This is a genomic window from Salinicoccus sesuvii (genome assembly GCF_042648145.1).
GTDB classification, from domain to species: Bacteria; Bacillota; Bacilli; order Staphylococcales; family Salinicoccaceae; genus Salinicoccus; species Salinicoccus sesuvii.
Genome location: NZ_JBHRWV010000012.1, coordinates 158,439 through 174,648, shown reverse-complemented (window position 1 = coordinate 174,648; position 16,210 = coordinate 158,439). Strand labels below are relative to the sequence as shown.

Genomic DNA, 16,210 nt, shown 5'->3' with positions numbered 1-16,210 from the left:
TGCCTCCTAGCTTCATAAGACTGTCCAGTTTAATCCGATTCCATAAGAGAGATGATCAAATCTGGCAGTGCTTGCATCTTTTCTGATTTCGTAATATCCATCAGCTTGCACATGAACGGCGCAAAAGCGAGCTGCGGGAAAACGAAATCAAATCTTCCCTTCTTTACCTTGTTACTGATGATATAAAGCGGCACCATGCGTTCACTCGCCGTCGTCCCCCCGTGCAGTCCGAGTTCCGACATACCATGATCAGCGGTAATAACAATCTGGTAGCCTGCTTCTTGCCAAATAGGGATCAGTCCCGACAAATAGTTGTCCATTTGAAGCACCTTCGCTTGATACTCTTTTGAAATACCACCGAATTTGTGCCCGGTATCGTCAACATTCATTGGATGGATATAAAGGAAGTCAGGCTCAACCTGCTGTCTTAAAACTTCCCCGTCCATCATCAAGTGGCTATCCGGATACGCATCATCCCAGTAAAATTTGCCGTGCTGGATTGCCTTACCGGTACTTTTCTGCTCTCGGTCGTACACAAAATCGAATGGGGAGCGGTTATATAACTCGCTCACCCAGTAGTAGGACGCTGTCGCATTAACCAGCCCCTGTTGTGTTGTCAGATGGAATAGGCTCTCTTGGCTGGAAAGCTGAATGGAATGGTTTGATGTAATGCCATTTTCTGAACTCGGTGTCCCGGTCAGTAGCACTTCATACAGTGGTCGGGAAATGCTTGGTAGCTCTGACTGGACAGAGAGGCGTGTTGCCACGCCCACGTCTACCAGATGCTCAATATAACCAAGGTTGTCTTTTGCCATATCATCTCGCATGCCATCCACTACAACAACAATCAACCTACTGGACATGCACAAGAACCTCACTCTGCCATTGTCTTGGCAGTTGTTTCGCTGTTTCTTCCCACGCATCGTTGTCTTCTATAGGTACAGCGTTTTCATACTGTGCTTCTGGCACCATGATTTCTTCTACTTCTTCAGGCAGTTCGACATCGTCACGGATTGGACGGGCAAATCCTTTTGCGAGATTGATCTGTCCTTCGTCACTTAGAATATATTCTCTCGTCAGCATTGCAGCATGTGGATTTTTTGCGTGCTTGTTGATGATGGTTGCATAGCCGCTAATTACAGAACCTTCTGCTGGAATCGTCACTTCGAATCTTTCGGGATCTACTTCGTTCGCTTGACCTAGTCCATTGAAATCCCACATGATTCCAACTTCCATCTCGCCTTTTTCCATGCCTGCGACATTATGGTTGCCAGCGGTGCTCAATCTGCCTTGCTCAGCCAGTTCCGCAAAGAAATCAAGTCCAGGCTGCAGATCTGTTTCATCGCCTCCGAAGGCGAGTGCTGCTGCGAGTACTGCCATTTGATCTTGCGTCCCTGTTTGTACATCACCGATACTTACAGTGTAGTCTCCTTCAAGCAGGTCCTGCCACGACATCGGTACATCTTCTACTTGCTCGGTATCTGTTGCGAAAGCGATGGTGCCCTGATAACCAACGATCCAATCTCCATCGTCATCTTTCGCCCAGTCCGGAATCTCATCCCAATATGTAGTTTTATATGGCAGTGTGATTTCCTTCTCTTCAGCGATTGGCCCGAAAGAGATCCCTACGTCACCGATATCTGCAGTGGCATTCTCACCTTCTGTTTCCATTTTTGAGATTTCTTCTGCACTCGACATATCAGTATCTACATGTTCCAGTCCGTATTTTTCACCTAGCTCTTCCCACGTCTCCCCCCAGTTGGCCCATGTATCTGGCATGCCGACACTATTCACTTCACCTTCCGCCTGGGCCTTTTCTTCGATTTCTTCAACAGATAATGCATTCGGATCTTCCATTGTCTCTTCACTACTTGCAGATTCAGCACCACATGCTACCAATGTCAGTAGAGATGCACCCATGATTGCTGACGCCAGACTTCTCTTCATTTCCATATCGTTATACACACCTTTTCTGTTGTTTTTGTTGGTTTTATGTTTTATTACATGGTTTATTGTAGATACATTTTATTAAGTTCATATAAATCCCATATAAAGAATATGTAAAATTCACAATTGAGACCTTTACAATTAAATAAAGCATGGGGAATATTGAATTCTGGAGTATATTGCAAGAAACGATCAAAATAAATAGCTGCATCAAGGGTCTGTATAGAACCTCAATGCAGCTATTGTTAGATAAATATTATAGGACTCTATTTCCAATGCTGTGGCTTATCGTAAGTGACATAGGTGCCGGCGATCAAGTCATGGATGGCGCGCTTATCTTTTCTTAGGCCAATCATGAACATTGAAATGATGATAGCAATACCAAACGTCAAACCATATATAAGACCAGTCAGGACTTCACGTAGAACCATCGTACCAAGACCAACATCCGAACCATCCATTTTTACGATTCTTATGTTGAGTAAACGCTTAGCGACTGTATAACCGTAGACGAAAGCTGGTAGGAGCACATAATATAATATGCCTCCCACACCTTCAATTACTTGTGTAGTTTGGCTTTCTGTATTCATTTGGAACAAGAATACGATTGTTCCGATAACCATGCCGACTAAAAGAGCATCGAGCAATCTCGCACCGAGCCTGATCCAAAACCCTGCTACGTTAGACATTAAATAACCTCCAATGTTTATTGTCTCTATTATTGTAGCATCTAAGCCATTAGCATTAATACATTGTCATAAAAAATCCCCGTTTCCTTTGTTGATATCCAACGAAGGTAACGGGGATTTTTATTATTTAAGCCGACAACGAGAATCGAACTCGTATTGCAGCCTTACCATGGCTGTGTTCTACCATTAAACTATGTCGGCATGTTAAAAAACAGTCGGACTTCATAATACCACATTTTTATAGAATATGTATAGATGCCTACTGAAAATCGTGTTATGACGTGGCTTTCCAAATCTTCTCCTTCAATAATACTACACTACTTTTAAATTTTCACAGTTTTCTTAGATAATATTTTACACTTCTATCATTAAAAATGCGAAAGAACAATTCGAATCTCCTAATATAATAATGTATACACCATTAGATCATGAAAATCCTTAAAATTTGGTTAAAGACTTATCTTATTAAGCTGTGAATTATTTCTGTTTATCATACGAAATAGATTACACATCTATTAATATAAGGAAACGCTTACAATAAAATAAGGAGGTATGCATATGTTTACACCTCGTCAAAAGCACATTATAAGTTATTTGCTTCGTCAAAAAGATTTTACGCAAATTAAAGTCCTGGCAAAAATGTTCAATGTGAGCGAGCGTACTATCCAATATGATATGGAACATATTGAGCATAAGTTACTGGAGCTTGAAGTGAGCATTTTACGTCATAAAATGAAGGGAGTTCTGATAGAGACTAGTAGTGATATTAAAGGGTTGATTTCTGGCACCTCTGATCCTTCTATCAAATATTATTCTGCTGAGGAGAGATTTGAGCAGATTTTATTATCTTTGTTAGAGTCTGTAGACCCCATATCCTCAAGTAGATTTGCTGAAAATTTAAATGTTTCTCGCAGAACAATTGTCGACGACTTAAAGGTAGTCGAATCATGGTTGCGTGAAAGAAATCTGGAACTTGTATATGAAAAGAATAAAGGATTCAGAGTCCAGGGCAATGAGAGACAATTTCGGGAAAGCTATGTTGAAATTTTGGTGAAGCATTATCAAGAATTAGATATCCCTTTTCATCTAAAGTATGCAGGGAAGAGTTCTATTCCGAAAATATACAACGCTATCGAAACAGGCTTAAGAAATAAGGAGTACTCTTTAATTCAGAATTCCATTGATGGGTTGGTCTTCCATCTTGCCATTACACTTCATAGAATTGAGAACAACTTTAAAATCGAGATGCCAGAAGAACAGTTAGTGAAGTTGCAACAAGAAAAAGAATTTGATGTTGCTCTTAGCATCAAATGTGAGTTGGAAAGAATCTTTGATATAAAGTTCCCACTATCAGAAGCGGGATATATTACTTTGCACCTTTTGGGCGCCAGACAGACCGTAGAGAACAACTTTTTTGATTTTGAAAAAGATGCATACCTGAAGGATATCATCGAATATTTTCTCCAAAGTATTACCCGCACAATAGGCGTAGATATTACTAAAGATCAAGAACTTCTACAAGGTCTGATTGTACATTTAAGACCTGCTATCTATAGACTTAAGTATAATTTCAGAAATGAAAATCCTATAAAGGGCGATATATACGATCGATACCCTGATATCATCTACGCAATAGAAACAAGTATATTTATTCTTCAAGAAAAATTTGAAATAACGTTTAACGATGATGAAATTGCATTTATAGCCATCCATATTGGTGCAGCTATAGAGAAGAAATCAAACCAATCAACCAACTATCTCAACGTCTTATTAATTTGTGGAAGTGGCATTGGTACCTCTCAACTGTTAAAAACTAGAATGGCAAGTTACTACCCGGAGTTGAACGTCACGGATACGCTAGCATATTCAAATCTCAATAACGACTACCTTAATAACAAGGAAATAGATTTAATAGTCAGCACCATCTATATGGACGAACAATCCGTACCCGTTGTTAATGTGAGCCCTTTCTTGAACAAAGAGGATAGAGATCGACTAAATCACATCATCAACACTCAAAGAGAGAAAGTAGTGGAAAAGATAGTGGCTCTTGGCCCTACTCTTAACCGATTACTCCCATCCAGATATATAGAGTGGGATGTTGAGGCTAAAGATTGGAGAAATGCCATATATAAAGCAGTCGAATTGCTTTCCAACGACTCACTAGTCAGATTGGAATACGCGGAAGAAATAATACAACAAATAGATCATTACGGCCCTTATATGGTAATCAGAAAAAACGTTGCATTGATTCATGCGTCTTATAAAAAAGGAATAAATCAGACTGCCTATAGTTTCGTTAAACTTAGCAAACCTGTCGCTTTTGGTCACGATACACATGATCCAGTGTCCTATATTATATGCCTTGCAACGACTTCTCCAAAGATACACCTAAATGCACTTCGTCAATTATCACTTATATTAATGGATGAGTTGTATATGTCTCGTATTGGGAGTGAAGGCAAAGCAGGTCTTTTGAAACGTATTGAAGAAGTGAGCAAACTTTAGGAGGTGGCACGTTGCTTAAGAATTATTTAACCGAAGAAACCATTGTGATCGAAGACAATATTACAAGTTGGGAAAGTGCCATCACGTTAGCGTCACAACCTTTACTTGAGTCAAATAAGATTAAGCAAGGTTATGTTGATGAAATGATTGATAACGTGAAAAAGCTAGGACCATATATTGTGATTTCGCCACAGATAGCCATAGCACATTCTAGACCTAATGGATTTGTAAACGAAGTGTCTCTAAGTCTTTTAAAACTAAATGAGCCAGTGAACTTTTCCGAAGAAGATCACGAAGCTTCGTTAATTTTTGTTTTGGCCGCAATAGATAACGAACAACACCTAGGTATATTGAGAAGCTTAGCTGAAAAACTTGGAGACTCTAAAAATGTTACCAGATTAATTGAAGCATCGAGCAAGAAAGAGATTATTGATATTTTAAACTAAATATAACGGAGGAATGAGTATGAAATTTTTAGTGGTTTGTGGACAAGGACTTGGTAGCAGTTTCATGATAGAGATGAATGTTCAACAAGTGTTAAAGGAATTGGAAGTACAAGACGGCTCTATCGAAGTAGATCATTGTGATTTGGGTTCTGCTGCTTCTGACATGGCCGATGTATTTATCTCAGGTAGAGACTTAGCTGACAATGTGGCTCCGCTAGGTGAACAGATCATTTTAAATAACATTTTAGATAAAGAAGAGTTAAAATCCAAAATTGAAGAATACTTGAAAGAAAAAGGATCACTCTAGCATAAAACTTAACGAGGAGGAGTATAAATGGGAAGTATACTGTCTACTATTGTTGATATATTGAGTCAACCCGCTATACTAGTAGGTCTGATTGCGTTGATAGGTTTACTGATACAAAAAAAGCCTTCGTCAGAAGTTACTAAAGGCACTACAAAAACAATTCTCGGTTTCATTGTCTTGAGTGCAGGAGCAGGGGTGGTTTCAGGCTCACTCGAACCATTTGGTAGCATGTTCCAACAAGCTTTCGGCGTCCAAGGGGTTGTTCCAAATAACGAAGCAATCATCTCCATAGCACTGGAAGAATACGGTTCCACTGCTGCTTTGATAATGATTTTCGGTATGATTGCAAATATACTTATTGCCCGCTTTACAAATTTGAAATACATCTTCTTAACCGGTCATCATACTTTCTATATGGCCGCTTTCTTAGCAATTATTTTAACAGTAGGTAACTGGAGTGGCGTACCTCTAATCGTTGTAGGCTCGATTTCTTTAGGTATTATCATGGCGATTTTCCCTGCGCTAGCTCAACCCACTATGAGAAAGATTACAGGTAACGACCAAGTTTCCATGGGTCACTTTGGAACTATCAGTTATGTTGCTTCCTCTACGATTGGGTCTATATTCAAGAAAAAATCGAAATCCACTGAGGAAATTAACTTTCCAAAAGGCTTGAGTTTTCTTAGGGACAGCTCAGTGAGTATCTCACTAACAATGGTAATTATATACATCATCGCTGCGTTGTTTGCCGGACCTACTTTTGTTGAGGCAGAACTTAGCGGTGGTTCCAACTATATTGTATTTTCAGTGATTCAAGGTGTGACTTTCGCTGCGGGTGTTTTCATCATTTTGGCTGGCGTGAGATTAATCCTTGCTGAAATTGTCCCTGCATTTAAAGGTATCTCTGAAAAGTTGGTACCGAACTCAAAGCCCGCTCTCGATGCGCCGATTGTGTTTCCTTATGCACCTAACGCAGTTCTAATTGGTTTCTTTGTCAGCTTCCTTGCGGGTGTACTCGGTATGTTTATCTTATTTATAACAGGTGGCGTAGTTATATTACCAGGCGTTGTACCACACTTTTTCCTCGGAGCAACAGCAGGTGTTTTTGGAAACGCTACGGGTGGTGTAAAAGGTGCTGTAATTGGAGCAGCCGTAAACGGTGTTCTCATTACGTTCTTACCTTTGTTGTTCTTGCCTTACCTAGGAGAACTTGGAGCTGCTAGTACTACGTTTTCTGATACTGATTTTCTAGTCGTAGGTATCGTACTGGGCAATATCGCGAAGTTCTTGGGTGAAATTGGTGTAATTGCTACTCTAGCGATCGTACTCGTAGGAAGCATCCTCTTACAGAAAAGATCTAGCAATAAAGCCATCAATAGCGATAATGTGTAAAAACAGGAGGGATGAAATTGGATAAAGTGTCGAAACTGTCTATTGATACCATTAGAACACTTGCATTGGATAGTGTCGAATCCGCTCAGCACGGTCATCTTGGAATGCCTCTTGGATCAGCACCAATGGCCTATGAACTATGGATGAATCACCTTAGTATAAACCCCGAAAATCCAGAATGGTTTGATAGAGATAGATTTGTACTATCCGCAGGCCATGGATCTATTTTAAATTATATACTATTACATTTAAGTGGCTTCGATTTAACAATAGATGATTTGAAGCGATTTAGACAGATAGGAAGTAAAACACCTGGTCACCCTGAGTACGGTCATACGGAAGGTATTGAAGTCACTACCGGTCCCTTGGGACAAGGGATTGGTCACAGTGTTGGTCTTGCACTGTCTGAAAAATATTTAAGTGAGACCTTCAACAAGCCAGACTTGGATATTATTGATCACTACACTTACAGTATATGTGGAGATGGAGACCTGATGGAAGGAGTATCCTATGAAGCGGCCTCCATAGCTGGCCACTTAAAACTTGGAAAACTGATTGTTCTCTTCGATTCCAACAATGTAATCCTTGATGGCGATGTCAACGAGACTTTTTCTGAAGATATGAGGAAAAGATTTGAAAGCATGAATTGGCAATATCTTTTTGTCGAAGATGGGCAAGACCTGGAAGCGGTATCCGATGCATTAGCGAAAGCAAAACAGGAAAACGAAAGTCCTACCATTATTGAGGTTAAAAATATTATTGGCTTTGGCGTTGACGACATACAAGGTACGCACAATGCCCATAGTGATCCCGTAGGTGCGGATGCCATAGGAAAGGCTAAAAAATTCTATGAATGGGATCATGAAGAGTTTTATGTTCCAAATGAAGTTTATGAAAACTTCAAAAATATCAATCAAAGAGGTCAAGAGCAAGAAGAAGTGTGGTCAAAAAAATTAGATCTATACAAAGAGAAATATCCAGAAGACTTTGCTTCTTTAGAACGAATAATACACAAGGACATTGATATTGAGACACAGAATCTATATACGCTATTTGACGATGTAGAAAAAATGTCGACTCGAGTAGCTTCGAGTAAGTTGATTAATCATTTGGCAGATAATAACCTAGCAGTAATCGGAGGGTCCGCAGACCTTTCCAAATCGAACAAAACAGCTCTCGAAAAGTTTGGTAACTTTAATGAAGAGGATAATTTCAAAGGGAGAAATATCAAGTTCGGAGTGCGCGAGTTTGCGATGGGAACAATCGGTAATGCCCTCGCGTTAAGTAATCTCAGACCATATGTCAGCACATTTTTTGTGTTTTCCGATTACCTTAGACCTTCAATACGACTTTCTGCACTGATGAAATTACCAGTAACTTATATATTTACCCACGATAGTGTAGCTGTAGGACAAGATGGTCCCACACATCAGCCTGTAGAACATCTACTTTCATTTAGAGCAATGCCTAATATAAATGTCATTAGGCCTGCCGATGCTTTTGAGACAATTGGTGCTTGGATAATCAGTGCCTCCTCAACCGTAACACCCACTCTGCTAGCTTTGGGTAGACAGGATGTACCCATCTTGAAACAAAACTATCAATTCATAATTGATGGAACGATAAGAGGAGCATATGTGTTGGAAAAAAAGGAAAATGCTGAAGGCATACTTATCGCTACGGGGTCAGAGGTACACTTAGCACTTGAGGCACAGGAAAGGCTGGCTGATGAGAATATCTATGTAAACGTGGTTAGCATGCCATCATGGGAACTATTTGAAATACAAACTGAGTCCTACAAACAGTCGGTGTTGCAACCCAATCTAAAGAAGCGCCTATCAATCGAACTCGGTTCTAGATATGGTTGGGAACACTATACAACTGAAGATGGCGACATTATGAGTATAGATGAATTCGGAGAATCTGGAGCGGGAGACTCTTTAGTAGAATCTCGGGGGTTTACAGTTGAAAACGTTATTAGACGCTACAAAAATCTTTAAAAACTAATTTTATAAAAATCCGTGCACAGGTGTAGATAAACTACTTCTGTACACGGATTTTTTAAAATACATAAAATTAAAGTTTTAATTTTCTATATATGCTCTAATCAATTCAAACGTATTTTCAATCGCATCTGTATGCGTGCGCTCCATACCATGACTACTTGCCACACCTGGACCAATCAATGCTGCTTTAATGTTTGCACCTCCACTAAGTGCTGCAGATGCATCACTGCCGTACATTGGATAAATATCAACAGCGTAGTTTAAATTCTTACTCTTCGCATTATTGATAAGATCAGTTGTCATGTCGTAATCATAAGGTCCCGAGGAGTCTTTCGCACAGATGGAGACATCAAACTCCGTACATTCGAGATCCAGTCCAATGCAGCCCATATCGACCGCAAGCAATTCGGTAATCTCTTTTGGGATCCAAGCAGCACCATGTCCCACCTCTTCATAAGTAGAGAAGATGAACTTTAAATTTGTAGCAGGAACAATGTTCTCTGCCTTCAGAGCTTTGAGCACACTGACTAGAATGGCGACAGATGCCTTATCGTCGAGGAATCTAGATTTTATAAAGCCCGATTCCGTTACGACAACTTTTGGGTCATAGGCGATGATATCTCCGTTCTGTATGCCAAGATTTTTTACATCCTCTTTATTGTTGACGCGTTCATCGAGCTTTACCACCAAGCTATCAATATCCCGCTCTTTCGTCGCCGCATCTTTATACACATGAATCGAGGGTGATTCAGATAAAATAGTACCGGTGAACACTTTATCGTCGCGAGTAATCACATCGCAGTACTCCCCATCTAGAGTAGGGGTGAGTGGTCCACCAAGTTTAGTCAGTGATAGTGTACCGTCATCGTTGATGGAACGTACCATAAGACCGAGTGTATCTACATGTGCGCTAAGTCCGCGGGTAACTGATGCGTCCTTACCTTTGACACTGACCATCAAATTGCCTTTCGGTGTCTTTTCTGTTTCGTACCCAGCTGCTTCAAGACTTTCTCTTACGTAGTCAATTGCATATTTCGTATATCCCGATGGGCTGTTAATCGACAATAGTTCTGTCAAAAATGAAATGGTTTCTTCTTTTTTAAACATATTAGTATGTATGAACAGACTTAAATCTGTTCATACCCTCCCCTCTTTCCTAATCCTATGTAAACAAATTATAAAATCAACAACGTTAAAATTATATCATACTAAAACAAAGATAACTCTGGAGAGCACGTTCTCCAGAGTTATTGACATCTAAGCCCTTAGTGTACCTTTCGCAACAGCCAGCTGTTCTCCGTTTTCCAGAAATTCCTCAATACCTTCTGCCGCTCTATAGGCCAGTGCACCGATCGTTGGCGTCGGGTGATGACCGCCGAACTGTGGAAATGCAGATCCACCAACGACAAAGAGATTGTCAACGTCCCACATCTGCAAGTAGTTGTTGACGACCGAGGTCTCCGGGTCTTCTCCCATTACGACGCCACCTGTATAGTGACCGCCGGAATATACATGATTAAATTCTTCAGGCACTTCATCATCCTGTATAATGTCAGCACCCATTTCTTCCATGATCTCATGGCACCGCTCGACACCGAATTGTGCAATCGCGCGCTCCTGGGAACCGAATTTATAGGTTGCCCGAAGGAGTGGATCCCCGTATTCATCTACGTATGTAGGATCCAAATCCAGATAATTGTGCCAATATGACATGGCAATGTTGGTGTACCAAATTCTCAGCGCTCTATACGCATAATGCAGTGAATCTGCTTTATATTGTTTACCCCAACTTGGCGTATCGCTTGGACGGTTGTTACTGCTTGAGATGGCTCCAAAACCGTACTGACGTAGTTCGATGGCACCGCCGCCGATAAAGTCGAGGTCGGAATGATCAAAGTTATCTGCTGCGTAATCATTTACTGCTGCACCGAGGGCCCCAGCCCCCATATAAAGGTTGAAACGTTCGTTCTCGAATAACCCTTGGGTACCATTAAACGCAGAATTATACTGTCCATTGAAATTACGTCCCAATGTTCCCTCACGCGTTTCTGGGTCGTACTGATCGCCAATACCTGAGAGCATCAGCAACCGGTTATTGGTAAAAGCAAATGCTGCCAATACAACAACATCAGCCGGCTGTTCATATTCCTCACCCGTAGTTTCATCAACGTACATAACACCGATTGCTTCCTGCGTCTCCTCATCGTAAAGTACTCGGCGGACGTTCGCACGGGTTCTCAATTCAAAGCTCTCTTGCTTTAAAGCGGTTGGGATGACTGTAGCGAGTGGATCTGATTTTGCCGCAAAGTCACATCCGGCCCGTGTACAGAATGAACAATACATGCATGCATTCAGTTGTTCACCATCCGGGTTTTCGTAGTTCTGAGAGAGGTTCCCCGCAGCCACTTGAAAGGGATGCAATCCGAGGTTCGCTGTCGCGTCTTTGAACAATTTTAAAGATGGTGTCTCCATAAGAGGCGGGTTCGGCCAAGGCCGATTCCGTTCTGGCGCAAGCGGATCTTGTTCGCCAGAGATGCCGGCCATGTATTCCCACTTTTCGTAGTACGGCTCCATCTCCTCGTAAGAGATGCCCCAATCCTGTAAATTCATGTCTTCTGGTATCTTATCCTCACCATATCGATCGATTGTCTGGCTTCTGATTTCAAATTCGTACGGCCAGTATCGGTACGTTGCCCCGGCCCAGTGCAAACTCGCACCACCGATATCCGTACCGAGCTGCATATCCTGCGTGGTTCTGATTGGTAAAGCGGTGTCATCCACTTCATTCCTTGAAGTCACTGTATCTCCAGACAAGTTCTGCATGATATGGTACCGGTTATCAAACCGCAGTTCATCCTTTACACCAATAAAATCACTACGCTTTTTGTCGCTTCCTTTTTCCAAACCGACGACACTTCTACCAGCCTTCGCGAGTTCTGCTGCGATAATACCGCCAGCCCAGCCCATGCCCACAACGACAACGTCAACCTTTTCGAGTTCTTCTGCCATTTAAACGCCTCCTCCTTGATATGATCTCAGACTTTCGGGCTCCAGAGATTGAAACTCCTCTGATTGAATCTCATTGGTCCACCCCATTCTAGGACCTGGATACTCTATCATCTTCCATCCTTGCATGTCCTTATTTCCACCATATGCCGGGTCAGCATAGACACCCTCAATCGTCGTATTGCGTAATAGTGTAAAGAAAGCTTGCGCACGCATACCTGGAACTTCGACATCACCTGATTCAAACATTCTCAGTATCTCATCTTGTGTGTCCTCATCCAAATTTTGAAATGCATCGTCGTGTTCTTCCTGGCTGACTTCCTGCAAGCGTCTGATACCGAGTAGAAACATATCTCCCCGATTTAGTTTTTCTTGTCGTCCGTGAGTATCGGATGTCATCGGCTGGAATGGACCCATTTTATAGTCTGTACCATTTGCACCCCAAAATCCGTACAGTTGCTTATCAATGAAATAAGGCACACCGAGTGCGATTGCACCCGGACCATTTTCATCCTCCGGATAGATTCTTTCTGTGGCAGCGGCCAATGTTTCAAAGTCTTCACTGCGACTGAAGAACGTACGTGCGTCGTATGTCTGTGCTTCTGTTTCTTCGCTTTCTGCCGTCTCCCCTTCTGTGGCTGTGTCAGATTGCTCCGCATCGTTATTGGAACCATATTCCATACCTACAAGACCACCGAGCAAGGAACCTCCGACTATGCCCCCGGCTGCCACTCCTGAAGTTTTGAGAAAATCTCGACGCGAGAATCTTTTCTCTTTGTGTTCTTTGCTTTCCCAATCATCTTTTCCCATATTTACCCTCCTATTCCCTAAATTGATAATCGTGCTTAACTTCAGTGTATTGATTGTTCACAAATTTGTCAAAATAAAATGAAAGCGAATTCAAATAATTTACTCGAGCATTTTAAATAAACCACCCCTTAGAATCAGCACCGTAATCCAAGGGGTGGTTTATTTATTTTTCTTCAATAGGAGGTTTAACGGCGTGGTTCAACCAGTCAAGTGGTATAACCCAAACCTGTACCACCAAAGCTTTAAGTACTCCGTACGCCATGCATAGAAAGCCCCATCCGCTTCATACCATCTATTGCCATTCTCCAGTGCAGCAATGTATCTGAAACTGAACCTGCCCTCATTCACCCGGTCAAATATATATTTGGCACGCTTTATATGGTAATCGCTCGTAACGACGAGCGCTGAGTCCATGTTCCGCTCCTCCATGACTTCCATCGTGACAGTAGCGTTGCTGTAGGTGCTTTCAGCTTCTGTATCGAGAATGAGTGCATCTTTTGGGATACCGTATTCCATAGCGAGTGCAGAACTTTGTGACGATGCTTCTGATTCAACGACTGGCGTGATAAGGACTTGTTTTGAATATCCTTCCTTATAAAGTTCCGCTACCTTTTCCATACGGCCAGCATCACCACCAAGCATGACGATGAGATCACTTTCCACCGGTTCGTCTGAGTAGCTATGGTCCAAACTGTCGATTACCGACACCACCATCAACATCAGTAGAATGCAGAATATACTAACTGCAACGACCACTCTTTTTTTCATAGGACCTCCTAGCCGGACGGCCTCGTCCATTCTGATTCGAAACTCTAAGACCATTAAACGAATGTAATTGTGCGCCATGCCTTACTAAGTTCAGCCCAGTTGCCTCACCTCTCTTTGATCTTTTCGACAGGTGCACGGTAAGCTGGAAAAAAGCCCGATGTGCTGTCGATGTCCCGGTTTCTACACAATACCTCATACACTGACTGGTTCCATATTCTACTACCGATATGGAATTCAAAGTCCGTATTTTTAGCGAAGCTTTTTTTGAACTTGAGTACCGAGTCATCTTGTGCGTTAGAGACACCACCACCGTAGTGAATGACGTCGAAACCGTTTTTGCTAGCCCAGTTCATCATTGTATATTTTAGAAGGTAGGCAGGCGAGAGATGCAGATATTCGGCTTTCGTACCGTTTAGATGATCGTGGACGACTTTACCTGAAAGGAAGTAGAGCCCCATTGCGATAATCTCGCCTTGGTAGTACACCGTCGTTGTGACCAGTTGACTTCGGAATCTACGTTTCAATTCATAGAAATAGTTTCTGTTGAAATAATAGAAGTCTGTTGCGTGACGTCGATCCATCGTTTCTTTGTATATACTGATGAAATCTTCTATGTCATCGAAACCCTTAGCCAACACACAAGAATACTTCTCTTCCTTTATCAAATTTCTGATGCGTCGCCTGGCTGTTGTACTAAATTCGCTTTGGAACGTATTATCGAACCGTCTAAGATCCGTGCCCACCGTCTGCCTTAAATATTTTACATCATAAATATCCTTGAATGCCTCCTGGTTCTGGAAAAGCGGATGGAACCGAACGAATTCCGATACAATACGGTTTGCTTCGCAATACTCGTGCAAAGCGACTTCATAACTTTCTATTAGGCGCGCCTCATCTATACATCGATGAATGATTGGTCCGCCGTACCCATAAGGGGTAATTAGATCGTAATACTTCACCCCATCTATCTCATTGGCAATCTCTCTTTTAATGGCACTATGCGTGATGTGGCCGTACTGATTGTCGAGTTCAATGAAAATGGCTTCACCTGCTTCAATCAACGCATTCACTTCGGCATATGCTTTTGTAAAATAGATGTCCTGACCCATTTCATCCCCCTCCCTCCGGTATTGAAATTTAAATACTTTCATTGTTATGCGAGGAGCTTATGCGTGAGGATGCGGGCTTTCACTAAATTGATCACCCTATTAATTTCTTCATCCGTCATCTTGGTATCTGAAGGTAGACAAATGCCATGCTCAAACAGATATCTCGAGTGGTCTTGGCCTTCTGTGAAGTATTCACACTCCTTAAAGAGCGGTTGCATGTGAAGTGGCTTCCACACAGGGCGTGCCTCAATATTGTGATCAGCAAGATAATCAACCAATCCCTCTGCTGTAACACCAAGTTTCCCGGGATCAAGCGTCAAGGTGGAAAGCCACCTTGTGTGAAAAGATCCTTCTATCTCAGGCATGAATGAGATACCTGGCACATCTTGGAGACCTGCTACGTATTTATCGAAAATACGTCTTTTTTGTTCTATTCTCTCTTCGAGCACTTCCATCTGACCTCGTCCGATTCCTGCACATACGTTGCTCAACCGGTAGTTATATCCCACTTTCTCATGTTGGTAGTGCTTTGCGGCTTCTTTCGATTGTGTCGCCTTATGGAGTGCTTTGCTGATACTGACTGTGTCGTCTGAAATGAGCATGCCACCTCCGGAAGTTGTAATGATTTTATTGCCGTTAAACGAATAGACCCCAAACTTGCCGAAGGTTCCACTCATCCGACCCCGGTACTTAGCACCGAGAGATTCCGCAGCGTCTTCGATGATTGGTACATCGAATCGATTGCATATTTCAACAATCTGATCCATCCGGGCAGACTGGCCATAAAGATTGACGACCACGACCGCTTTTGGCTGCTTGCCTTGCATACGATAGTATTTCAGTGCCTTCTCAAGAGATTTCGGGCACATATTCCAACTATCAATCTCAGAGTCAATAAAAACAGGTGTGCCACCGAGATATAGAATTGGATTGGCGCTCGCAACAAACGTAAGTGAAGAACAAAGGACAATGTCCCCCACCCCGACATCAAGTAAATCCAGCGCAAGATGAATGGCAGATGTTCCACTTGAAAGTGCGCACGCCGCCTCAATTCCCGTAAAATTTTTAACTGATGCTTCAAACTGATCGACGTTATTCCCTAAAGGTGCAATCCAGTTCGTATCAAATGCTTCATCGACATATTTCTTTTCTGTACCACCCATATGCGGGGATGACAAAAGGATTCTACGTTGAGACATACCCGGTCACCTCTCCCTTAATT

At 42.0% G+C, this 16,210-nt stretch carries 14 protein-coding genes and 1 tRNA gene; 5 read left to right on the top strand and 10 right to left on the bottom strand.

The window, feature by feature from the left end; translation table 11 throughout:
• Positions 1–29: 29 nt before the first annotated feature.
• From ACFOJ8_RS13125 to ACFOJ8_RS13110, 4 genes are all read right to left on the bottom strand, one after another.
• Positions 30–863: an alkaline phosphatase family protein gene (locus ACFOJ8_RS13125; protein WP_380655532.1), complete on the bottom strand. Its 834-nt coding sequence runs from the start codon at positions 861–863 to the stop codon at positions 30–32.
• A complete protein-coding gene (locus ACFOJ8_RS13120; protein ID WP_380655536.1) occupies positions 853–1,953 on the bottom strand; it encodes an ABC transporter substrate-binding protein in 1,101 nt (366 codons plus the stop codon). Before ACFOJ8_RS13120 ends, ACFOJ8_RS13125 begins: the two co-directional genes overlap by 11 nt.
• Before the next feature lie 260 nt (positions 1,954–2,213).
• Positions 2,214–2,636, bottom strand: a complete 423-nt coding sequence (locus tag ACFOJ8_RS13115; RefSeq protein WP_380655540.1) for an RDD family protein — start codon at positions 2,634–2,636, stop codon at positions 2,214–2,216.
• A gap of 130 nt (positions 2,637–2,766) precedes the next feature.
• A tRNA-Thr gene (locus ACFOJ8_RS13110) sits at positions 2,767–2,837 on the bottom strand.
• Between the two features lie 357 nt (positions 2,838–3,194).
• Here ACFOJ8_RS13110 and ACFOJ8_RS13105 point away from each other — a divergent pair.
• Genes ACFOJ8_RS13105 through tkt form a run of 5 tightly spaced genes read left to right on the top strand, consistent with a single transcriptional unit; the run spans position 3,195 to position 9,289 of the window.
• Positions 3,195–5,144: a BglG family transcription antiterminator gene (locus ACFOJ8_RS13105; RefSeq protein WP_380655545.1), complete on the top strand. Its 1,950-nt coding sequence runs from the start codon at positions 3,195–3,197 to the stop codon at positions 5,142–5,144.
• A gap of 11 nt (positions 5,145–5,155) precedes the next feature.
• A complete protein-coding gene (locus ACFOJ8_RS13100) occupies positions 5,156–5,590 on the top strand; it encodes a PTS sugar transporter subunit IIA (protein ID WP_380655549.1) in 435 nt (144 codons plus the stop codon).
• Between the two features lie 19 nt (positions 5,591–5,609).
• Positions 5,610–5,897 (top strand): PTS sugar transporter subunit IIB, encoded by a 288-nt coding sequence (locus ACFOJ8_RS13095; protein ID WP_380655553.1) that lies wholly within the window; start codon positions 5,610–5,612, stop codon positions 5,895–5,897.
• 27 nt (positions 5,898–5,924) lie between these two features.
• Positions 5,925–7,289: a PTS ascorbate transporter subunit IIC gene (locus ACFOJ8_RS13090; protein WP_380655558.1), complete on the top strand. Its 1,365-nt coding sequence runs from the start codon at positions 5,925–5,927 to the stop codon at positions 7,287–7,289.
• A gap of 11 nt (positions 7,290–7,300) precedes the next feature.
• A complete protein-coding gene (gene tkt, locus ACFOJ8_RS13085; protein ID WP_380655561.1) occupies positions 7,301–9,289 on the top strand; it encodes a transketolase in 1,989 nt (662 codons plus the stop codon).
• A gap of 84 nt (positions 9,290–9,373) precedes the next feature.
• Here the strand turns inward: tkt and ACFOJ8_RS13080 are convergent, their stop codons facing one another.
• The 6 genes from ACFOJ8_RS13080 to ACFOJ8_RS13055 all read right to left on the bottom strand — a co-directional run bounded on the left by ACFOJ8_RS13080 (position 9,374) and on the right by ACFOJ8_RS13055 (position 16,187).
• Entirely contained in the window at positions 9,374–10,402 is a 1,029-nt protein-coding gene (locus ACFOJ8_RS13080; RefSeq protein WP_380655563.1) for a M42 family metallopeptidase, read from the bottom strand.
• Between the two features lie 150 nt (positions 10,403–10,552).
• The gene (locus ACFOJ8_RS13075) at positions 10,553–12,304 is read right to left on the bottom strand and encodes a GMC family oxidoreductase (protein WP_380655566.1); all 1,752 of its coding nucleotides are present in this window, start codon (positions 12,302–12,304) and stop codon (positions 10,553–10,555) included.
• Positions 12,305–13,111 (bottom strand): gluconate 2-dehydrogenase subunit 3 family protein, encoded by an 807-nt coding sequence (locus ACFOJ8_RS13070; protein ID WP_380655569.1) that lies wholly within the window; start codon positions 13,109–13,111, stop codon positions 12,305–12,307.
• Positions 13,112–13,309: 198 nt separating this feature from the next.
• A complete protein-coding gene (locus tag ACFOJ8_RS13065) occupies positions 13,310–13,879 on the bottom strand; it encodes a YdcF family protein (protein ID WP_380655571.1) in 570 nt (189 codons plus the stop codon).
• Between the two features lie 104 nt (positions 13,880–13,983).
• On the bottom strand, positions 13,984–14,988 hold the full coding sequence (locus ACFOJ8_RS13060; RefSeq protein WP_380655574.1) for a GNAT family N-acetyltransferase: 1,005 nt from the start codon (positions 14,986–14,988) through the stop codon (positions 13,984–13,986).
• A 44-nt stretch (positions 14,989–15,032) separates the two neighbouring features.
• Positions 15,033–16,187 carry a DegT/DnrJ/EryC1/StrS family aminotransferase gene (locus ACFOJ8_RS13055; RefSeq protein ID WP_380655576.1) on the bottom strand — a complete coding sequence of 385 codons (1,155 nt, stop codon included), beginning with the start codon at positions 16,185–16,187 and terminating at the stop codon, positions 15,033–15,035.
• Positions 16,188–16,210: the final 23 nt, after the last annotated feature.